This window comes from Rhodospirillum centenum SW, assembly GCF_000016185.1.
In the GTDB taxonomy this organism is placed as follows: domain Bacteria; phylum Pseudomonadota; class Alphaproteobacteria; order Azospirillales; family Azospirillaceae; genus Rhodocista; species Rhodocista centena.
Genome location: NC_011420.2, coordinates 728,742 through 749,023, shown reverse-complemented (window position 1 = coordinate 749,023; position 20,282 = coordinate 728,742). Strand labels below are relative to the sequence as shown.

Genomic DNA, 20,282 nt, shown 5'->3' with positions numbered 1-20,282 from the left:
GGCGAAAAATCGGGGCGAAACTCGGGTCGGGCGGGGCGCTGTCAGCCACCCCGCCCGCGTGACGATCCAGACGATCAGTAGGTCCGCTGGTTCAGCTCGACGTTCAGGCCGAGCGACCGCAGTTCCTTGACCAGCACGTTGAAGCTCTCGGGGATGCCGGCCTCGAAGTTGTCGTCCCCGCGGACGATGGCTTCGTAGACCTTGGTGCGGCCGGACACGTCGTCCGACTTCACCGTCAGCATCTCCTGGAGCGTGTACGCGGCACCGTAGGCCTCCAGGGCCCACACCTCCATTTCGCCGAAGCGCTGGCCGCCGAACTGGGCCTTGCCGCCCAGCGGCTGCTGGGTGACCAGGCTGTAAGGGCCGATGGAGCGGGCGTGGATCTTGTCGTCGACCAGGTGGTGCAGCTTCAGCATGTAGATGTAGCCGACCGTGACCCTGCGGTCGAACGGCTCGCCCGTGCGGCCGTCGATCAGCGTCGACTGGCCGGAACGGTCGAGCCCGGCTGCCTCCAGCATGCGGCAGATGTCATCCTCCCGCGCACCGTCGAAGACGGGCGTGGCGAAGGGGATGCCGCGCCGCAGGTTGCCGGCCAGCTCCATCAGCTGGGCCTCGGACATCGGGGCGATGTCGCTCTCGTAGACGGCCTCACCGTAGATGCTGCGCAGACGCTCCTTGAGATCCTCCGCGGTCCTGGCCTTGTCGGCCGCCTCCACGGTGGCGGCGCGCATCCGGTCCAGCATCTCGCCGATCTGGCGGCCAATGCCGGCCGCGGCCCAGCCCAGATGCGTTTCCAGGATCTGCCCGACATTCATGCGCGAGGGCACGCCCAGCGGGTTCAGGACGATGTCGACGTTCCGCCCGTCCTCCAGGTACGGCATGTCCTCGATCGGGGTGATGCGGGAGATGACGCCCTTGTTGCCGTGACGGCCGGCCATCTTGTCGCCCGGCTGCAGCTTGCGCTTCACCGCGACGAAGACCTTGACCATCTTCATCACGCCGGGCGGCAGCTCGTCGCCGCGCTGCAGCTTCTCGACCTTGTTCTCGAACCGCTCCTGCAGACGCTGCACGGAGTCGTCGAAGACCTTGCCGGTCTGTTCGATGATCTCCATGACCTGGTCGTTCTCGACCGAGATATGCCGCCACTGGCCGCGGGTGAGGCCGGCCAGCGTCTCGTCGGTGATCGTCTCGCCGCCCTTCATGCCCTTGGGGCCGCTGACGCTGGTCTGGCCGAGCAGCAGTTCCTTCAGGCGGGTGTAGAAGGAGCGTTCCAGGATCGCCTTCTCGTCGTCGCGGTCCTTGGCCAGCTTCTCGATCTCCGCACGCTCGATGGCCAGGGCGCGCTCGTCCTTGTCCACGCCGCGGCGGCTGAAGACGCGCACCTCCACCACCGTGCCGGCGACGCCGGGCGGCAGGCGCAACGAGGTGTCGCGCACGTCGGACGCCTTCTCGCCGAAGATGGCGCGCAGCAGCTTCTCTTCCGGGGTCATCGGGCTTTCGCCCTTCGGCGTGACCTTGCCGACCAGGATGTCGCCCGGGCGGACCTCGGCGCCGATATAGACGATGCCGGCCTCGTCGAGGTTCTTCAGCGCCTCCTCACCCACGTTCGGAATGTCGCGGGTGATCTCCTCCTGGCCCAGCTTGGTGTCGCGGGCCATGACCTCGAACTCCTCGATGTGGATCGAGGTGAAGACGTCGTCGCGGACGATCCGCTCGGAGATGAGGATGGAGTCCTCGAAGTTGTAGCCGTTCCAGGGCATGAACGCGACCAGCACGTTGCGGCCCAGGGCCAGCTCGCCCAGGTCGGTCGAGGGGCCGTCGGCGATGATGTCGCCCTTCTGGACCCGGTCGCCCACCTTCACCAGCGGCTTCTGGTTGATGCAGGTGTTCTGGTTGGAACGCTGGAACTTCAGCAGGTTGTAGATGTCAACGCCGGGCGCAGCGGGATCGGTGTCCTCGGTCGCGCGGATGACGATGCGGGTCGCGTCCACCTGGTCCACGATGCCGGCGCGGCGGGTCACGATGGTCACGCCGCTGTCGCGGGCCACCGTGGCTTCCATGCCGGTGCCGACCAGCGGGCTGTCCGCCTTGATCAGCGGCACGGCCTGCCGCTGCATGTTCGAGCCCATCAGCGCGCGGTTGGCGTCGTCGTTCTCCAGGAACGGGATCAGCGCCGCGGCGACGGAGACGAGCTGCTTCGGCGACACGTCGATCAGGTCGATCATGTCGGGGCGGACCAGCAGGTACTCGCCGCCCTTGCGGCACGACACCAGCGGGTCGGCGAAGCGGTTGCCGGCGTCCAGCGGGGCGTTCGCCTCGGCAACGGTGTAGCGCCCCTCCTCCATGGCGGAGAGGTAGACCACCTCGTCCGTCACGCGGCCGTCGATCACCTTGCGGTACGGGCTCTCGATGAAGCCGTACTGGTTCACCCGGGCATAGGTGGCGAGGCTGTTGATCAGACCGATGTTCGGGCCTTCCGGCGTCTCGATCGGGCAGATGCGGCCGTAGTGGGTGGGATGGACGTCGCGCACCTCGAAGCCGGCGCGCTCACGGGTCAGACCGCCCGGCCCGAGCGCCGAGAGACGACGCTTGTGCGTGATCTCGGACAGCGGGTTGGTCTGGTCCATGAACTGCGAGAGCTGCGACGAGCCGAAGAACTCGCGCACCGCCGCCGCGGCCGGCTTGGCGTTGATCAGGTCGTGCGGCATCACCGTGTCGATCTCGACCGAGCTCATGCGCTCGCGGATCGCACGCTCCATGCGCAGCAGACCGACGCGGTACTGGTTCTCCATCAGCTCGCCGACGGAGCGGACGCGACGGTTGCCCAGATGGTCGATGTCGTCGATCTCGCCGCGGCCGTCCTTCAGCTCGACCAGGATCTTGAGGATCTTGAGAATGTCCTCCTTGCGGAGCACGCGCATCTGATCGTCCGTCTCGAAGCCGAGACGGGCGTTCATCTTCACGCGGCCGACCGCGGACAGGTCGTAGCGCTCCTGGTCGAAGAACAGGCCGGCGAACAGGGCCTCCGCGCTCTCCAGCGTGGGCGGCTCGCCCGGACGCATGACGCGGTAGATGTCGATAAGCGCATCCTCACGGCTGGCGTTGCGGTCCGCCGCCATGGTGTTGCGGATGTAGGCGCCGATGTTCAGGTGGTCGACGTTGAGGACGGGCAGTTCCTCCACGCCCATCTTCTCCAGCCGCTCCAGCGCGGTGGCGCTCAGCTCGTCGCCCGCCTCGTAGATCACCTCGCCGGTCTTCTCGTCGATGATGTCGATGGCGAGATAGCGGCCGATGATGTCCTCGATGGCGACCTTGATCTCCTGCAGGCCCTGGTCCTGGAGCTTGCGGATCAGGCGCGGGGTCAGCTTCGTGTCGCGGCTGGCCAGCACCTCGCCGGTGCGGGCGTCGACGAGGTCGGTCAGAAGCTTCTGACCCTTCATGCGTTCGGCGTCGAAACCGGTCTTCCAGCCGTCGGCGGCACGCTGGTAGGTGATGGTCTCGTAGAAGTAGCCGAGGATCTCTTCCTTCGCCATGCCCTGCGCCTCGTAGGGCAGCAGGTCCTTGCCCAGCGCGCGGCGCTCGGCGCGCAGCTCGGCCGAGTCGGCGCCATCGAGCGCGTACAGCAGCGTCGTCGCCGGCAGCTTGCGGCGCCGGTCGATGCGGACATAGACGATGTCCTTGGCGTCGAACTCGAAATCCAGCCAGGAGCCGCGGTACGGAATCACCCGTGCGGCAAAGAGGTACTTGCCCGAGCTGTGGGTTTTGCCCTTGTCATGGTCGAAGAACACACCGGGAGACCGGTGCATCTGCGAAACGATGACCCGCTCGGTTCCATTGATGATGAAGGTGCCGTTCGCCGTCATGAGCGGCATGTCGCCCATGTAGACGTCCTGCTCCTTGATGTCCCGGATGGAGCGGAGGCCGGTATCCTCGTCCACGTCGAACACGGTCAGGCGCAGCGTGACCTTCAGCGGCGCGGCGAAGGTCATCCCGCGCTGCTGGCACTCTTCCACGTCGTACTTCGGCTGCTCCAGCTCGTAGCGCACGAAGTCGAGCACGGCACGTTCGGAGAAGTCCTTGATCGGGAAGACCGACCGGAAGACTTCCTGAAGCCCGACGTTGGCGCGCTTCTCGGGCGGCACGTCCATCTGGAGGAAGTGGTCGTACGAGCTCCGCTGCACCTCGATGAGGTTCGGCATGCGGGTCACTTCGGGGATGCGCCCGAAGCTCTTGCGGATTCGCTTACGTCCCGTGAACGACTTGGCCATCAGTGCCTCTCGTGAACTCGCCCGGTTCAGTGCGCCCGCAGCCCCGCCCGGACTGCCCTGCCCGGCCGGTGCTTCGGTCGAAACGCGAATCGGCGCGGGCGGCAGGCCTCGAAGGGCCGCCGCTCGCCCGCGCCGGGTACGTCAATCGGTCACCCGATGGCCACAGGCTGCGGCCGCTCCGGCGACTTATGGTCCGCGGGCTGGGCGCGGGCCCGGCCTGCGGTAAGGGCCCGGCGGGGATGATGCGCCCCCCACCGGAAAAGACAGACGACGCCGGGCGGCGGCACGCCCTTCCGGGTCGGCCACCGTCCAGCGTCGGAATGTGGTTCGCTACGTCGCTCAAATCGGACTTACTTAATGTCGACCTTGGCGCCCGCCTCTTCAAGCTGCTTCTTGATCTTGGCGGCTTCGTCCTTGGTCGCGCCTTCCTTGACGGTCTTCGGCGCACCCTCGACCAGATCCTTGGCTTCCTTCAGGCCGAGGTTGGTGATGGCGCGGACTTCCTTGATCACGTTGATCTTCTTGTCGCCGCCATCGACGAGGATGACGGTGAACTCGGTCTGCTCCTCGACCGGGGCGGCAGCGGCGGCAGCGGCGGCCGGAGCAGCGGCGACGGCGACCGGAGCAGCGGCGGACACGCCCCACTTCTCCTCGAGCATCTTGGAGAGCTCGGCGGCCTCCAGGACGGTCAGGGCGGACAGGTCTTCAACCAGCTTCTCAAGCTTGGACATGATGGTCTCCAGAAATCACAGTATGAGTCGTACAGGATCGGCAGCTCACGCCGCCTCGTCCTTCTTGGCGTAGGCCGCGAGAACGCGGGCCACCTGGCCGCCCGGGGCCTGAAGGACGCCGGCGATACGGGTCGCGGGCGTCTGGATCATGCCGAGCAGCGAGGCGCGCAGTTCGTTCAGCGAAGGCAGCTTGGACAGGGCATCGACGCCCTGGCTGTCCAGCTTGAGCCCCGGCAGGCCGCCACCGACGATCTGGAACTTGTCGTTGGTCTTGGCATAGTCGACGGCCACCTTGGCCGCCGCCACCGGGTCCTTCGAGTAGGCGATCGCCGTCGGGCCCTTGAAGAAGCCGTCCAGCGTCTCGAACTGCGTACCCTTGAGGGCGATGCGGGCGAGCCGGTTCTTGGTCACTTTGAAGCTGCAGCCCGCGGCCCGCATCTTCCGGCGCAGGTCCGTCACCTCAGCCACCGTCATCCCGCTCTGCTTGGTGACGATGATAAGGCCGGCTTCCTGCAAGGAAGAATTAAGGGCCGCGACCGTCGCTTCCTTTTGTGTACGGTCCACGGTTCGCCTCCAAAACTGGGACGATCGGCGCGAACGCCGTCCGTCCCGGTTCACGCTTGAGACCTTTTCCGGTTGGCGACCGGATCGAGTCCCGGTTCACCTGTCCCAGAAGCGACAAGCCATCATGCCCAGGCGAGGCGGGGAACCCGTCCGACCCGGAAACTCCGTGCTCTGCTCCCGTCTCATGCAGGCTGGGCGATTAAGCGTTGGCGGGGTTCCGTTGCCGGAAGACGCCCGCCGCGGCGCCCGCAATCTCGGACAGGGTGGGTGCTCCGGGGTCGCCCCCAAGCACCCGGTCCCGCGGACGGTCACCCGCCCGCGGGAAATTCGGATCAGCCGCCCAGCGACGCCACCAGGGCCGGAATGTCGAGCTTGATGCCCGGGCCCATGGTGGAGCTGAGGGAGACCTTCTCGATGTAGGTGCCCTTGGCACCCGACGGCTTCGCCCGGTTGATGGCCGAGACGAAGGCGCGGATGTTCTCTTCGAGCGCCTGCTCGGAGAAGCTGGCCTTGCCGACGCCGGCATGCACGATGCCGGTCTTCTCGGCCCGGAACTCCACCGCACCGCCCTTGGCAGCCTTCACGGCCTCGGCGACGTTCGGGGTCACGGTGCCCAGCTTCGGGTTCGGCATCAGGCCGCGCGGGCCGAGGATCTTACCGAGCCGACCGACCACGCCCATCATGTCCGGGGTGGCGATGCAGCGGTCGAAGTTGAACTCACCGGCCTGGATCTTGTCCGCCAGATCCTCGGCGCCGACGATGTCGGCCCCTGCAGCCAGGGCTTCGTCAGCCTTGCCGGCGCGGGCGAACACGGCGACGCGCACGGTCTTGCCGGTGCCGTTCGGGAGCTGGACCATGCCGCGGACCATCTGGTCGGCGTGACGCGGGTCGATGCCGAGATTCATCGCAATCTCGACGGTCTCATCGAACTTCGCGGTGGCATTGGACCTGACCGTCTTCACGGCCTCGTCCAGCGCGTAGAACTTGTCGCGGTCGACGGTCGAAACGGCCTTCTTCAGGCGCTTGCCGAGCTTCGCCATGATATCAGCCCTCCACCACTTCGATGCCCATCGAACGGGCGGAGCCGACGATCATGCGGGCGGCGCCCTCCACATCGTTGGCGTTCAGGTCCTTCATCTTCTTGGTCGCGATGTCGCGGACCTGTTCCATGGTCACACGACCGACCGGGCCGGACCGGCCGACGGTCGCGCTGCCCTTGTCGATGCCGGCCGCCTTCTTCAGGAAGTAGGTGATCGGCGGGGTCTTGGTGACGAAGGTGAAGGTACGGTCGCCGTAGGCCGTAATGACCACGGGGATGGGCATCCCCTGTTCCAGGTCGGCCGTCTTGGCGTTGAACTGCTTCACGAACTCCATGATGTTCAGGCCGCGCTGACCCAGCGCCGGACCGATCGGCGGCGACGGGTTCGCCTTGCCGGCCGGAACCTGGAGCTTGATGTAACCGACGATTTTCTTCGCCATGATACGTCCTCAGTTGCCGGCCCCGGGCTCCGGGGCCGCCGGGATGCGTGGTGCGGCTATGGCCTGCCTCCCACGCGCAAAAGCCGGCCCCGCCGAAGCGGGGCCGACACTTGAAACTAGACTTTCTCGACCTGCGTATATTCGAGTTCGACCGGCGTGGCGCGCCCGAAGATCGACACAGCGACCTTGACCCGCGCCTTGTCCTCGTCGACTTCCTCGACATACCCGGTGAAGGAGGTGAAGGGACCGTCCGTGACACGGACCTGCTCGCCCACCTCGAACTGGATCGACGGCTTCGGCCGCTCGATGCCTTCCTTGACCTGGTTCAGGATGCGCATCGCCTCGCCTTCGGAGATCGGCTGGGGCTTGCCGCCCCCACCCAGGAACCCCGTGACCTTCGGCGTGTTCTTGACCAGGTGCCAGGTCTCGTCCTGCAGCTCCATCTTCACCAGCACGTAGCCGGGGAAGAACTTGCGCTCGGCATTGACCTTGGCGCCGCGACGGACCTCGACGATCTCCTCCGTCGGGACGAGGATTTCCTCGAACTTCTCTTCCAGCCCCTTCTGCCCGGCCTTCTCGCGGATCGCCTGGGCGACCTTCTTCTCGAAGCCGGAGTAGACGTGGACCACGTACCAACGCGCCGCCATCGATCAGCCCCCGATCCCGAGGATGAGGCGGATGGCGAACGAGATGAACTGGTCGGCCAGCAGGAAGAAGACGGCCGCGAGGATCACCATGACGAAGACCATCACGGTGGACACGGTCGTCTCCTTGCGCGTCGGCCACGTGACCTTGGCCACCTCGCGGCGGACCTCGCGCATGAATTCGGCGGGACTGGTCTTCGCCATGTCGGCTTGAGCCACCACTCTGGTTGCGTGCTTCGTTCGATCCGCTTCAGCCGATCCGTATCAGCCTACCGCCCCTGGCGCCACCCGCAGGGGCGTCGCCGAAGAGTGGCAGGAGTGGAGGGGCTCGAACCCCCAACCCCCGGTTTTGGAGACCGGTGCTCTACCAGTTGAGCTACACTCCTAAACGGAACTCTGTCCGGTGGCGCCCCGCCCGCGGCGGTAGCCGCCGGGCAACACGCCCCTCACCCCGTCAGGCTGCGGGGAGAGCGGGTATCTACCGCATGTAGCCGCGGAAGGCAACAGGCAGAATCGCCGCAAACCCGGAAAATCTTAACGACACTCTCTATAAAAAGCAAAGGGCCGCCCGATGGGCGGCCCTTGCTGTCCGACGCACAGAGGCGCGCAGGACTACTCGATGATCTTGGAGACGACGCCGGCGCCGACGGTGCGGCCGCCCTCGCGGATGGCGAAGCGCAGGCCCTCGTCCATGGCGATCGGGGCGATCAGCTCGACCCGGATGCGGACGTTGTCGCCCGGCATCACCATCTCCGTGCCCTCCGGCAGGGTCACCATGCCGGTCACGTCGGTGGTGCGGAAGTAGAACTGCGGCCGGTAGTTCGTGAAGAACGGCGTGTGACGCCCGCCCTCGTCCTTGGTCAGGATGTAGGTCTCGGCCTCGAACTTCGTGTGCGGGGTGATCGAGCCCGGCTTCGCCAGAACCTGACCGCGCTCCACATCCTCGCGCTTCGTGCCGCGCAGCAGCGCACCGATGTTGTCGCCAGCCTCGCCCTGGTCGAGCAGCTTGCGGAACATCTCAACGCCGGTCACCGTCGTCTTCACCGTCGGCTTCATGCCGACGATCTCGACTTCCTCACCGACCTTGATCACCCCGCGCTCGACGCGCCCCGTCACCACCGTGCCACGGCCGGAGATCGAGAAAACGTCCTCGATCGGCATCAGGAACGGACGGTCCTTCGGACGCTCCGGCTGCGGAATGTAGGCGTCAACATGGCGCATCAGCTCGAGGATCGCCTGCTCGCCGATCTCCGGGTTCCGGTCCTCCAGCGCGCACAGCGCAGAGCCCTTCACCACCGGAATGTCGTCGCCCGGGAAACCGTAGGACGACAGAAGCTCACGGACCTCAAGCTCCACAAGCTCGACCAGCTCAGGATCCGCCATGTCCATCTTGTTCAGGAACACGACCAGGGCCGGAACACCAACCTGACGCGCCAGAAGAATGTGCTCGCGCGTCTGCGGCATCGGGCCGTCAGCCGCCGAAACCACCAGAATCGCACCGTCCATCTGCGCCGCGCCCGTGATCATGTTCTTCACGTAGTCGGCGTGGCCCGGGCAGTCCACGTGCGCGTAGTGCCGGTTCGTCGTCTCGTACTCAACGTGCGCCGTCGAAATCGTGATACCGCGCGCCTTCTCTTCAGGCGCCTTGTCGATCTGGTCGTACGCCGTGAACGTGGCTCCGCCCGTCTTCGCCAGCACCTTCGTGATCGCCGCCGTCAGCGACGTCTTGCCGTGGTCGACGTGACCGATCGTCCCGACATTGCAGTGCGGCTTCGTCCGCTCGAATTTTGCCTTCGCCATAGCCTTGTTCGCCCTTGCCTAAGGTGTGTTCCGACGGAGACGTATGACGTTCACGACTCTGGAGCGGGTGAGGGGAATCGAACCCCCGTCGTAAGCTTGGAAGGCTTCTGCTCTACCATTGAGCTACACCCGCCTGAACTCGTCCCAACAGGATTCCGACCCAGAACTCGTCCGAACAGTCACGCCGAACCCGGTGCCTGCGCGGAGCGGCGCGCCCATCCCATCGATCTCCGATGAGATGGGGCGCGCCGGAATTGGTGGAAGGGGTAGGATTCGAACCTACGTACGCTGTCGCGGGCAGATTTACAGTCTGCTGCCTTTAACCACTCGGCCACCCTTCCGAAGGCCGCGCAACCGGCCGGGGCCGGAAACGGAGAAGCCGCACTATGCGAATAAAGTTCGGCGTGTCAACGGCAATCTCGCATGCCCCCCGAGCATCTGATACGGCTGGCAACAGCATTAAAGCTGGGCAAGGATGCGCCGCATGAAGAATACCCGATCCCCCTCCCGTTCCGGTCGGTCCGGGGGCCGCGCGCCCTCCCCCGGCCAGCCCGGCCGCCGCCCGTCCGGCGTCCGTTCCGAATCATCCGCCGATGCCGGCACGCCGGTGCGCCGGTCCGGCAAGCCCGCGGGTGCCGCCCCTCGGCCCGCCAAGGAGCCGGCCCGCACGGGCGCGCCCGAGCGCGGCGCGCGGCCGGCCGGCAAGCCCGCCCCCCGCACGCCTGCCGATTCCCCCGCGGCCCCCGGTGCCGGCGCTGGCGTGCGTCCGGGCGTCAACCGGCACAACCTGATCTACGGGCTGCATCCCGTCGCCGCGGCGTGGATCAATCCGGAGCGGCGCTGCCGCGGCCTCTATGTCACCGAATCGGCCCTGGCCGCGCTGGACGGCGCCGTGCAGCGCGCGGCGGAGCTGGGACTGGAGCGGCCGGACCCGACCTTCCTGGAGAAGGAGGAACTGGACAAGCTGCTGCCCCCCGGCGCCGTGCATCAGGGCGTGGCCCTGGACACCGCACCGTTGCCCGAGGTCGCGGTGGAGGATGTCTGCATCGCCGCCGAATCGGAGCCGCAGGCGCTGGTGATCGTGCTGGACCAGGTGACCGACCCGCACAATGTCGGCGCCATCATGCGCTCGGCCGCCGCCTTCGGGGCCAGGGCCGTGATCGTGCAGGACCGCCATGCCCCGCCGGTCACGGGCGTGCTGGCGAAGACCGCCTCCGGTGCGGTGGACGCCGTGCCGCTGGTGCGGGTGACGAATCTGGCGCGCGCATTGGACACGCTGAAGCAGGCCGGGTTCTGGACCGTCGGCCTGGACGAGAGCGGCGCCCGCCCCCTGCACGAGGTTGACCTGACCGGACGCACGGCGCTGGTGCTGGGCTCCGAGGGCGAGGGGCTGCGGCGGCTGACGGGGGAGCGCTGCGACGAGATCGCGCGGCTGCCCACCGGCGGCCCCGTCGGCAGCCTGAACGTCTCCAACGCCGCGGCAGTGGCGCTTTACGAGGTGGCGCGGCGACGCTAGTGTTGCCGGCACCGGCCGGGGCGTGCGACCAGACGCCGCCCCGGTCCCCGCCACGGCGCCGGCTTAGCTCAGCGGTAGAGCAACCGCCTTGTAAGCGGTAGGTCGTCAGTTCAATCCTGACAGCCGGCACCATGGTGCCCGGTCTGCGCCGGGTCGATCCCTCCGGCCGCCGGGCGTTCAGCCCCTTTCCCCTCCCGAGTCGCGTCCGCATTCCCCCAGCCCGGTTGACCGAGGCGCAGGCGGACCCGCAGTCCGGGCATCGCATCTTCCAGCGACAGGGTGGCGCCGTGCAGACGCACGACCGCAGCCACGAGGCTGAGGCCGAGCCCGTGCCCGGCCGTGCCGCGGTGCGATTCGAGGCGCACGAATCGCTCCAGCACCCGGTCGTGCTGGTCGGTAGGAATCCCTGGCCCGGTATCGGTGACCACCAGTTCGCACCCCTGCTGCCCCTCGCGGGCCGTGATCCGGATGCGACCGCCGGCCGGCGTATACTTCACCGCATTGTCCACGAGGTTGCTGAGAGCCTGGGCCAGGAGCTGGCGGCTGCCGGCGACGACGGGCCGCCCCACCTTCTCCACCGCGAGGTCGAGTCCCGCGGCCTCCGCCACCGGACCGTAGAGGTCCGCGACCTCGTGGACGAGAGCGGTCAGATCCACCGGAGCGAAGTCGCGCCGGGCCCCGCCGGCTTCCACCGCCGCGATGGCGAGGATGGCGCCGAAGATTTCCAGCAGCCGGTCGATCTCCGCCATGGTCTGGTCCAGCAGCGCCTGGTGCCCGACCGGCAGGCCGGGCTCCGCCGCTGCCAGCTCCAGCCGGGCCCGGAGTCGGGCCAGCGGGGTGCGCAGGTCGTGGGCGACATTGTCCGTCACCTCCCGCAGCTCGCGCATCAGCCGGGCGATCTCGTCAAGCATGCGGTTGAGCTTGCCGGCCAGCCGGTCGATCTCGTCGTCGGTGCCGGCCAGCGGCATGCGGTCGGAGAAGGCGCCCTCGGCGATCCGGTCGATGGCGGCGTTGATCGCCTCGACCCGGTCCGCCGCCCGGCGTCCGACCAGGGCGGCCCCGGCGGCACCGACCAGCACGGCCAGGAACACGGCCCGGAAGAAGGCCGAGAGAAGCTGGTCGCGCAGCAGGTAGCGCTCGGTCATGTCATGCCCGACCAGCAGCGTGCCCCCGTCCGGTAACGGATCGGCGAAGGCGATGGCCGGATGCGGCGCCGCCGAATCGGAAGTCTGCGGGATCTCGAAGGAGATCCAGCCCCGCCGCGCCCCGGCCGGCCAGTCGGCAAGGTTGCCCGCGGCGATGGTGCCGTCCGCGCCGGCCACGGCGTAGATCATCGCCGTGCGGGGGACATCGGCGCGCTCCTTCAGCAGCGCCAGCAGGGCCTCTCGCCCGCGCGACGCCCCGGCCTCGCGCAGTTCACCCAGTTCCAGCAGGATGGTCTGCTCGGTGTGGCGCTGGATGAAGCCGGCGGTGAACCAGTGGACGACACCGAGCACCGCCCCCGTCGAAAAGACGAAGAGCACCAGATAGAAGCCCGCCAGCTTGAAGGCGGTGGTGCGCAGGACGTTAGCCCGGAGCACGGAGCACGTAGCCCGCCCCGCGCACCGTATGAATCAGCGGTGCCGGGTGGTCCTTGTCGATCTTCTGGCGCAACCGCGCGATATGGACGTCGATGACGTTCGTCTGGGGGTCGAAGTGATAGTCCCAGACCCGCTCCAGCAGCATGGTGCGGGTCACGACATGGCCGGCGTTGCGCATCAGGAACTCCAGCAGCAGGAATTCCCGCGGCAGCAGATCGACCGGCCGCCCGGCACGCGAGACGCTGCGCGCCAGCAGATCCATCTCCAGGTCGGACACCTGCAGGCGCGTCACCGGCCCGCTGCCGCGGGCACGCCGCTCCAGCGCGTCCAGGCGCGCGAGCAGTTCGGAGAAGGCGAAAGGCTTGGGAAGATAGTCGTCCGCGCCGGCACGCAGGCCCTTCACGCGGTCCTCCACGCTGGACAGGGCACTCAGGACCAGAGCCGGAATGCCGTTCCCGGTGGCACGCAAGACCTCCAGCACCGACAGCCCGTCGCGCCCGGGCAGCATCCTGTCCACCACCAGCGCGTCGTAACTCTCGCTCGCCGCCAGGAACAGACCGTCCTTCCCCGTCGCCGCATGATCGACGACGTGGCCGGCCTCCTTCAGGCCCTTGGTCAGGTACTCCGCCGTGCCGGCGTCGTCTTCGATCACCAGGATCTTCATGGCGGCAAGCTACTCCAGGGCCGCGGAGCGAGAAAGTCCGTGGCGAAAGGACGACCGGGTGCCGGGACGGTACCCGGTCGTTGCGAGTCGTGGTGGGGCAGTCGGCTTCAGCAGCCGAGCAGTGTGGCCCGTCGCGGTATCCGGACGGATCACACGGGCGGAAGCTAGCCCCAGGGGACGGCCGCGCCGATGGCACCCGGATGAAATTCCGTTCATGCCGGACCGACGCCATGCGGGGGCCGACGGAAGCCACGGGATCTGACAGGCATTTCATCGTGCTGCCATAGGGCGGTGGGGCCGGGACGGGCAGGCTGCCCCGCATCCCGAACCGAGCGGAGAATCCCGCATGTACGTCGTCTGGATGGTCCTGGTGCTGGTCTGCGGCGCCCCGCTGGCCGGCTTCCTCTATTACTGTGTCTGGCAGGCCCTGGTCGAATGAGGCCCGTTGCTGTCGGATGCAGCCTTGCCGGTCTTTCCGGACCGACGGGAGGCATGGACCGATGCCCCTGATTCCCGCTCTCGCCGCGCTGCTGGCCGGCGTGCTGATCCTGGCCGTCGCCCTGCGCGGCCTGCGCCCGCGGGCCCGCCCGGAGGAGCGTCTCTACACCCTGGCCGCCGGCTTCTGGGCGCTGTTCGGCGCCGGCATCCATAACCTGTTCGGCGTCGCCCGGCTGACGCCCGCCCTGGCACCCAAGGGGCCGCTGGCGACCAGCCTGTTCGGATTCGGCCTGCTGCTGCTGGCGATCGCCGCCGGCTGGCTGAGCATGTCCGGCAACGACTGAACCGCCCCCGCGCCGGTACGTCGGCTCATTCGTGATGGGCCAAAGAAAACGGCCGGGCCCTTCAGAAGGACCCGGCCGCATCACGATACGGAGATGGTCGCGCCGGCAGCCGGCGCGCCGGTCAGCCCGCCTTCACGAGCTGCCAGAGACGCGCGAGGTCGGCCTGCCCGTCCCCGCCCTTGACGGCGCCCAGAGTCTGCTTGGCGCGGGCAGCGTCGCCAGCCTTCAGATAGGCGATGCCGAGATGCAGACGGGCGTCCTCCGGCTGCTTCAGTCCGCCCTTCTTCAGACCCTTCTCGAACCAGGCCGCAGCCTTCTGGTACTGGCCATGACCGGCATAGGCATCACCCAGCCGGACCGCCGGACCGCCGGAGGCGGCGGCATCCACCTCCTTCTCGGAGGCCGCGAGGGTCTTCTGGTCTTCCGCCGCCTGCTTCTCCGCCATGGCGAGCAGACGCTTATGCCGCTCGGCATCCGCGCCGGTGCCCAGCAGGCCGGCGGCGAAGCCCTTGTTCAGAATGGCCTTGGCCTCACCGGGAATGTTGTCGCCCAGGGCAAGCTGCGCCATCTCGACATAATCCTCGCCCCGGGTCAGCACACCGGCGGCGAGCATCAGCCGGTAGACGTCCAGCGAGAGACGGTCCCGGTTGAAGCCGGGCTTCTTCTGCATGCGCAGGATGAGATCCTGCCAGTACTCGGCCTTCGGATGGTAGCGGACCAGCTTCTCGACCGCCGCCACGTAGCCGGCCTCGTCCTTCTGCTTGACGGCGATGTTGGCCAGGAACTGGAGGCTCTGCTCGTCGATCGGCTGGCCGGCCTTCTCCTTGGCCGCGACCAGGGCGGTCAGCTCCTTGCCGGCGGTGGCGAAGTCGCCGGAGAGATAGAGCGCCTGGATCAGCAGGGTCCGCATGTCCTCATTGGGGCCGGCTTCCTTGAGGAAGCGCTGCGTCCACGAGGCCGAACGGGCGTAGTCCTTGGCCTGGTAGTAGAGCTGAGCGACCGCCTGCACGCGCTTGAGGCGGTCCTCCTCGGAGAGCTGGCCGGTGCCGATCACGGCCTCGAAGGCCTTGGCGGCGCCGCCCTGATCGCCGGTCTTCATCAGGATGAAGCCCCGGGTCTCCTCCATCACGAAGGTCTCGTAAGGCGTCTTGTCGGCAACGCCGTCCGCCTCACGCACCTTGGCCAGGGCCTCCTTGTACTTCTTGGCCTTGACCAGTTCCTGCGCCGCCTTCAGGGGGTTGCCGATCTCCGCCCGGACGGTGGGACCGGCCTCCTTCTTCGCGGACTCCTTGCCGGCCCGGTCGGCGGCATGGGCAGTGCCGGCACCGACGGTCAGGCCGCCCAGGGCGATGGCGCTGCCCAGGAAGGCGGCGGTGATGATCTGATGTCGCTTCATTGCAGTCTTCCGAAGGGCGATGGGTCCGGCGGGCAGGCCCGACCGGAGGGTCAGTCCAGGAACTGTTCGTTACCGACGATGCCGATCTTCGACACGCCCACGCGCTGCGCCGACGCCAGCACGGCGGCGACGTAGCGGTACTTCACCAGCTTGTTCGGGCGCAGATGCACCTCGGGCTGGGTCGGCATCGCCGCCACGGCCTGGAGCTTGGCCTCCAGCGTGGAACGGTCGGGCAGGACCTCCCCGGACCAGATCACGGTGCCGTCGAAATCCACTTCGATGGTGACGACCTGTGGCTGTTCCGTGACCGGCGGCGGATTGCCCGCCGGCATGTCCAGCTTCACGGCGTGGGTCTGGATCGGGATGGTGATGATCAGCATCACCAGCAGGACCAGCATCACGTCGATCAGCGGCGTGGTGTTCATCTCGGGGGCGACTTCGCCGTCTTCGGGCGCTCCGCCCCCCCCAACATTCATGCCCATGGGTTGGTCCTTTCCGACGGGTCAGCGGGCCATGATGGCGCCGGCCGGAGGCTCGGTGATGAAGCCGATCTTGAAGATGCCGGCGCGCTGGCAGGTGAGCACGACCTTGCCGACATACTCGTAGCGGGCCGACTGGTCGCCGCGGATGTGGATTTCGGGCTGCGGGTTCTTGACCGCGATCTCCTTCATCCGCTCGAACAGCTCGTTGTAGTCCGGGACGAGCTGGGCGTTCCAGTAGATGTTCCCATCCACATCGACGGCGATGGTGATGTTCTCCGGCTTCGTGGTGGTGGGCTGGTTCATCTCCTTCGGCAGCTCCACGGGGACCGTCTGAATGGCCACCGGGATCGTGATCAGGAAGATGATCAGCAGCACCAGCATCACGTCGACGAGGGGTGTCGTGTTGATCGCCGACACCACCTCATCATCGTCGCCGGACGGGGATCCGACGCTCATCCCCATGGTCAGGCGCTCCGGGCCATGTGCGAGCGGTGCGTCTGGGCGAGCAGGACAGCGTGCAGGTCGGCCGAGAAGGACCGCAGCGCATCGGTGCAGGCCTTGTTGCGGCGGACCAGCCAGTTGTAGCCGAGCACCGCCGGCACGGCGACGGCCAGACCGATGGCGGTCATGATCAGCGCTTCACCGACCGGACCGGCGACCTTGTCGATCGAGGCCTGACCGGAGAGGCCGATGGCGACCAGCGCGTGGTAGATGCCCCACACCGTACCGAACAGACCGACGAAGGGAGCCGTGGACCCCACGGTGGCGAGGAAGGCCAGGCCCTCCTGGAGGCGGCTCTGGGTGGTCTCGACCGTCCGCTGCAGCGACATGGTCACCCAGGTGTGCAGATCGATCTGATCGGTCAGCGCGCCGTCATGGTGCTCGGCGGAACGCACGCCGCTCTCGACGATGCTGCGGAAGACGCTCTTGTCGCCCAGACGCTTGGCGCCCTCGGTGATGCTGCCGGCGGTCCAGAACTCCTTGCGCGCGACCTTGGCCTGGCGCAGCAGGCGGGACTGCTCGAACAGCTTGGTCAGCATGATGTACCAGGTGCCCATGGACATGATGATCATGGCCACGAGCGTGCCCTTCGAGACGAAGTCGCCCTGGGCCCACAGGGCCGAGAGGCCGTAGGGGTTCTCGACCTCGGTGACCTGGCCCGGCAGGCCGACCGGCGGGGCAGCCTCGCCCGGGACGGCAGCGTCCGCACCGGCCTCAGGCGGCGTGGCGCCGTCAACGGGGGCGGCGGCATCGGCGGCCGGGGTCGCGGTGTCGACGGCAGGAGCCGCCGCCTCGACCGGAGCGGCCGGAGGAGCGGCTTCGGCCGGCGCCGGCGCCGGCGCGGCCGTCTCCGCCGGGGCGGCGGCCTTCTTCGCGGCGAAAGCGGGGACAGTGGTGCCGGCGAGGATTCCGGCGATCAGGGCGGTTGCCGCCACAGCGCGGCTGACTTTGCTCGACATGATAGATCCTGTGCTCATGGATGGGGGGTATCGGCGTCGGCGCGTCAGCGCGCGTCCTCAAGCCGCCAGGTGTATTTGAAGAGGAACCAGCTTCCTTCCGGCTTGCCGTCCGCGGTGCCGGGCTTGCACTTCCAGCGGCCGCGCTTGGCCTCCTTCAGCGTGGCGTCGTCCAGCCGCGGGTGGCCGCTGCTGGTCTGCACCTCGGCCTCGGTGATCCGGCCGTTCTCGGCACAGAACAGGCGCAGCACGGTGCTGCCCTCTTCCTCCAGCCGGACCGACATGGCCGGGTATTCGGGCCGGGTGAAGGAACGCGCATCCGGCTTCGCAGACTCCCGCTTGGGTTCGGTGAACCGGGTCGGGGGCGGCGGCATCTCCTTGGGCTTCTCGGTCGTGGTGGCGACGATGGCCTGGGTCTGCGGCGGCGGCTGAGCGACCTGGATCTCCGGCGGCGGGATGTAGGGCGGCGGCGGCGTATCGAAGGTCGGCGGCGGCGGGGGCGGCGGCGGCTCGTCCGGCAGCTCCGGCTTCAGCTCCTCGATGATCTCCGTCTTGATCGGCGCCGCCACGATCTCCACGGCCTTGCGGGCCAGGCCGGTGACCAGGGCGTAGACGAGCAGGATATGAAGGACGATCACGAAACCGATGCCGATCAGCCGGCCGCGCGGGTCCGCTTCGGGCGGCCTGTAGACGTCAAGGGACATGGGGTGACTCTGCTTGCCTTGAGTTGGGTCGGCGAGGCAGTCCAAGGCCGGCCGCGTCCCCCTGCCCCGAAACGGGCCGGATACGGACGGCAGTTGCGCACGGAATGCCGGTTCGAAAGGGGGCGACCAAGCGCATGCCCGTCCGGGAGCACCCTCTCAGGGTACCGGGTCCGAGGATGATGGTCGGGGATCAGGCCGGCGGAAGACGGTTCCCGCGCGGCGGTGGCCCTCAGGCCGGAAGGGCGGGCGGACCCGTCGGGCAGCGCCCGGCAGCCTGCGGCCGGTTGGCGGGCCTGAGCCAGACAACCGGAGACGGCCGTGACGCGCGGAAGGGGCCTGCGGAGAAGGCCGCGATGAAAAGGAAGAAGGCGACCAGCGCCACGCCGATGGGACCGTCACCCGGCCCCCCCTCGCGCCCGCGCTTCACCTCGGTCTCGACCCGCGGAGCCCGCGGATCGACGGAGCGGAACTTCTCGAACGCACTCGGCAGACCGTCTTCGAGCGAAATGACGACGGTATCGTGGGTTGCTGCCGCGGATGCCCAGCCGTCCGCACGGGCGGAGGAGGATCGCCCCTCAACCAGCGTCAGGCAGAAGATAAATGCGAGGAGCCCGTGGGCCCAGCGCCGCAGCATCGCGTAACAATCCTGCAAAAGACCGAAAAAGTCCGTCCCGCCCCATAGCTGCCATCTTTTTCGCCCCTGCGACAACTGTGCAATTCGAGGGCTAAGGGCCGGAGCAATGCGGGCTTTGCATACCATGAAATGAATGGGCTGCGGCCAAGGCATTGGTTCCTCGTCCGGCATGGCTCCTGTCCGGACAAGGGAGAATGATCCGTTCCGGATGTGACGAGGGTGCATCGCAGCGCCAGAGCATGCACCCCGCCCTGTCCGCAGGCACCATTGCGCCCGTGCCGGTTCTGCGCGATGGTCCGGGCACGGGCCGGTGCAACCGGCCCCCCGTGGGAGTCGACGAGAGTGCTGCCGAGCCCGCCGCCCCTGTTGCGGTTCTGTGCCCGGATTGTTTCCGGACTGCTGCTCTGTATCGCCATCGCGCTCGGCGGCGGGCTGTCCCGTCCCGGTGGCGCGCTGGAGTCGTTGCGGTATACGCTGTCGGCATCGCAGGCCGGCGGCGACGGTCTGCTCGCCACTCCCGTCGCGGTTCCGAAAGCGATCGACCCTGCCGGTCGCCCTGATCTGGCCACCAAGCGACTGCCGCGTCCCGACGGGGGACCCGGCCCGCTGCCGCTGCTTCTGCTGGCGGCCGTTCTCCTCATCCCGCCGCCGCGGCAGACGCGCCCGCCCCGGTTGTCGTTCCCACGCAGCGGGCCGCTCCCTCGCCCCCTTCCCTCCGGTCTCTGCCCGACCGGCCCGCCCTCCCGCGGCTGAACCCGGAAACGGCACCGCGCACCGCGCCGCCGTTTCCCTGGCCGTTCCGGTCCCCGCCCCGCGGGCCGGAGACGGCGGCCCGACACGCCTGTTCGCCGCGCCCCCACCCGGGTCGCGCGATACCCCGTGTCCGGCCGGTCCCTGCCATCTGAGGAAAAAGCATGAGTCTCGGCATCTGGGAGATGACCGTCATCCTTCTGGTCGTCCTGCTGATTTTCGGCACCGGCAAGCTGCCGGCGGCGATGGGCGACCTCGCCAAGGGCCTGAAGGCCTTCAAACGCGAACTCGGCCGGCCGGCCGACTCCGCTCCCCCTCCGGCCCGGCGGGAGGTGGAATGATGCTCCAGCTCCAGGTCTATCTCGCCGCGCACCTGCTGTTCGTCGTCGCGCTGCTGGTCGCGGCCGTGGTGCGCCTGCGCCAGCCGCAGGCCGGTCTTGTCGAATGGGGTAACGACGCGCTGCTGATCGGGGGCCTCTTCACCCTGGCGATCATCGTCGTTCCCTTCCTGGGCTGAGGCCCTAAGACCTGTTCGCAGTCGCGCAAGTAAAGTGCCACGCCTTGACCGGGGGAAGGACGCCGTGACTGGGGTCGCGGCGTCCTTCCCCCGTAATGGTCGCCCCGCAGAAAGACCTCGCTCACCGGAGCGGTACACTGCAGTAACAAAACTCCCCTTCCGGGCATCCCGGGCCCGGCGTAGATTCCGGGCCAGAACTCCGGATCGGTGTCGGTTGCGTCCGGCGGGTTGCCCCGCCGGCCCCCGAGACGTCCTTATCCTGTCATCCCCATCGCGGTCCGGACCTGTCTGTCCCGGCCGCCCCGAGGTCCGCG

20 protein-coding genes and 4 tRNA genes are annotated in these 20,282 nt (G+C 68.0%); 5 read left to right on the top strand and 19 right to left on the bottom strand.

Features of this window, described 5'->3' with window-relative positions; all coding sequences use genetic code 11:
* Window positions 1–74: 74 nt before the first annotated feature.
* From rpoB to RC1_RS03255, 11 genes are all read right to left on the bottom strand, one after another.
* Window positions 75–4,268, bottom strand: a complete 4,194-nt coding sequence (gene rpoB, locus RC1_RS03305; protein ID WP_012565924.1) for a DNA-directed RNA polymerase subunit beta — start codon at window positions 4,266–4,268, stop codon at window positions 75–77.
* Window positions 4,269–4,618: 350 nt separating this feature from the next.
* Window positions 4,619–4,999 (bottom strand): 50S ribosomal protein L7/L12, encoded by a 381-nt coding sequence (gene rplL, locus RC1_RS03300; protein WP_012565923.1) that lies wholly within the window; start codon window positions 4,997–4,999, stop codon window positions 4,619–4,621.
* Between the two features lie 45 nt (window positions 5,000–5,044).
* A complete protein-coding gene (gene rplJ, locus RC1_RS03295; RefSeq protein ID WP_012565922.1) occupies window positions 5,045–5,563 on the bottom strand; it encodes a 50S ribosomal protein L10 in 519 nt (172 codons plus the stop codon).
* Between the two features lie 332 nt (window positions 5,564–5,895).
* Window positions 5,896–6,603, bottom strand: a complete 708-nt coding sequence (gene rplA, locus RC1_RS03290) for a 50S ribosomal protein L1 (RefSeq protein ID WP_012565921.1) — start codon at window positions 6,601–6,603, stop codon at window positions 5,896–5,898.
* Window positions 6,604–6,607: 4 nt separating this feature from the next.
* Window positions 6,608–7,042 carry a 50S ribosomal protein L11 gene (gene rplK, locus RC1_RS03285; protein WP_012565920.1) on the bottom strand — a complete coding sequence of 145 codons (435 nt, stop codon included), beginning with the start codon at window positions 7,040–7,042 and terminating at the stop codon, window positions 6,608–6,610.
* 116 nt (window positions 7,043–7,158) lie between these two features.
* Entirely contained in the window at window positions 7,159–7,689 is a 531-nt protein-coding gene (gene nusG, locus RC1_RS03280; RefSeq protein WP_012565919.1) for a transcription termination/antitermination protein NusG, read from the bottom strand.
* Window positions 7,690–7,692: 3 nt separating this feature from the next.
* Complete coding sequence (gene secE / locus RC1_RS03275) at window positions 7,693–7,890, bottom strand: preprotein translocase subunit SecE (RefSeq protein WP_041785114.1); 198 nt, start codon at window positions 7,888–7,890, stop codon at window positions 7,693–7,695.
* 106 nt (window positions 7,891–7,996) lie between these two features.
* Window positions 7,997–8,072, bottom strand: a tRNA-Trp gene (locus tag RC1_RS03270).
* 226 nt (window positions 8,073–8,298) lie between these two features.
* Window positions 8,299–9,486, bottom strand: coding sequence for an elongation factor Tu (tuf, locus tag RC1_RS03265; RefSeq protein ID WP_012565917.1), 1,188 nt, complete (start codon window positions 9,484–9,486; stop codon window positions 8,299–8,301).
* A 59-nt stretch (window positions 9,487–9,545) separates the two neighbouring features.
* Window positions 9,546–9,619: transfer RNA gene (locus RC1_RS03260), tRNA-Gly, on the bottom strand.
* 122 nt (window positions 9,620–9,741) lie between these two features.
* Window positions 9,742–9,827: transfer RNA gene (locus RC1_RS03255), tRNA-Tyr, on the bottom strand.
* A 143-nt stretch (window positions 9,828–9,970) separates the two neighbouring features.
* Between RC1_RS03255 and rlmB the strand changes: the two genes are divergently transcribed.
* Both rlmB and RC1_RS03245 read left to right on the top strand, forming a co-directional pair.
* Window positions 9,971–11,002 (top strand): 23S rRNA (guanosine(2251)-2'-O)-methyltransferase RlmB, encoded by a 1,032-nt coding sequence (rlmB, locus tag RC1_RS03250; protein ID WP_083759239.1) that lies wholly within the window; start codon window positions 9,971–9,973, stop codon window positions 11,000–11,002.
* Window positions 11,003–11,059: 57 nt separating this feature from the next.
* Window positions 11,060–11,134, top strand: a tRNA-Thr gene (locus RC1_RS03245).
* Here RC1_RS03245 and RC1_RS20655 read toward each other — a convergent pair.
* Entirely contained in the window at window positions 11,113–12,582 is a 1,470-nt protein-coding gene (locus tag RC1_RS20655; protein WP_012565914.1) for a sensor histidine kinase, read from the bottom strand. The genes RC1_RS03245 and RC1_RS20655 overlap by 22 nt on opposite strands.
* Window positions 12,569–13,246 carry a winged helix-turn-helix domain-containing protein gene (locus RC1_RS03235; protein WP_012565913.1) on the bottom strand — a complete coding sequence of 226 codons (678 nt, stop codon included), beginning with the start codon at window positions 13,244–13,246 and terminating at the stop codon, window positions 12,569–12,571. The genes RC1_RS20655 and RC1_RS03235 overlap by 14 nt, the downstream gene beginning before the upstream one ends.
* A gap of 500 nt (window positions 13,247–13,746) precedes the next feature.
* On the opposite strand from RC1_RS03235, the gene RC1_RS03230 reads away from it, so the two are divergent.
* Window positions 13,747–14,028 (top strand): hypothetical protein, encoded by a 282-nt coding sequence (locus RC1_RS03230; RefSeq protein ID WP_012565912.1) that lies wholly within the window; start codon window positions 13,747–13,749, stop codon window positions 14,026–14,028.
* Window positions 14,029–14,149: 121 nt separating this feature from the next.
* On the opposite strand, the gene RC1_RS03225 is transcribed toward RC1_RS03230, so the two are convergent.
* From RC1_RS03225 to RC1_RS03200, 6 genes are all read right to left on the bottom strand, one after another.
* A complete protein-coding gene (locus tag RC1_RS03225) occupies window positions 14,150–15,424 on the bottom strand; it encodes a tetratricopeptide repeat protein (RefSeq protein ID WP_012565911.1) in 1,275 nt (424 codons plus the stop codon).
* 50 nt (window positions 15,425–15,474) lie between these two features.
* Window positions 15,475–15,849 carry an ExbD/TolR family protein gene (locus tag RC1_RS03220; RefSeq protein WP_417715205.1) on the bottom strand — a complete coding sequence of 125 codons (375 nt, stop codon included), beginning with the start codon at window positions 15,847–15,849 and terminating at the stop codon, window positions 15,475–15,477.
* 78 nt (window positions 15,850–15,927) lie between these two features.
* Window positions 15,928–16,362, bottom strand: a complete 435-nt coding sequence (locus RC1_RS03215; RefSeq protein WP_419760917.1) for an ExbD/TolR family protein — start codon at window positions 16,360–16,362, stop codon at window positions 15,928–15,930.
* Window positions 16,363–16,370: 8 nt separating this feature from the next.
* On the bottom strand, window positions 16,371–17,366 hold the full coding sequence (locus RC1_RS03210; protein ID WP_148213373.1) for a MotA/TolQ/ExbB proton channel family protein: 996 nt from the start codon (window positions 17,364–17,366) through the stop codon (window positions 16,371–16,373).
* Between the two features lie 44 nt (window positions 17,367–17,410).
* Window positions 17,411–18,067, bottom strand: coding sequence for an energy transducer TonB (locus RC1_RS03205; RefSeq protein ID WP_012565907.1), 657 nt, complete (start codon window positions 18,065–18,067; stop codon window positions 17,411–17,413).
* A gap of 229 nt (window positions 18,068–18,296) precedes the next feature.
* Window positions 18,297–18,701 carry a hypothetical protein gene (locus RC1_RS03200; RefSeq protein ID WP_012565906.1) on the bottom strand — a complete coding sequence of 135 codons (405 nt, stop codon included), beginning with the start codon at window positions 18,699–18,701 and terminating at the stop codon, window positions 18,297–18,299.
* Between the two features lie 914 nt (window positions 18,702–19,615).
* On the opposite strand from RC1_RS03200, the gene tatA reads away from it, so the two are divergent.
* Both tatA and RC1_RS21330 read left to right on the top strand, forming a co-directional pair.
* Window positions 19,616–19,792: a twin-arginine translocase TatA/TatE family subunit gene (gene tatA, locus RC1_RS20650; RefSeq protein WP_012565904.1), complete on the top strand. Its 177-nt coding sequence runs from the start codon at window positions 19,616–19,618 to the stop codon at window positions 19,790–19,792.
* The gene (locus tag RC1_RS21330) at window positions 19,789–19,968 is read left to right on the top strand and encodes a hypothetical protein (protein ID WP_148213372.1); all 180 of its coding nucleotides are present in this window, start codon (window positions 19,789–19,791) and stop codon (window positions 19,966–19,968) included. Before tatA ends, RC1_RS21330 begins: the two co-directional genes overlap by 4 nt.
* Window positions 19,969–20,282 lie beyond the last annotated feature (314 nt).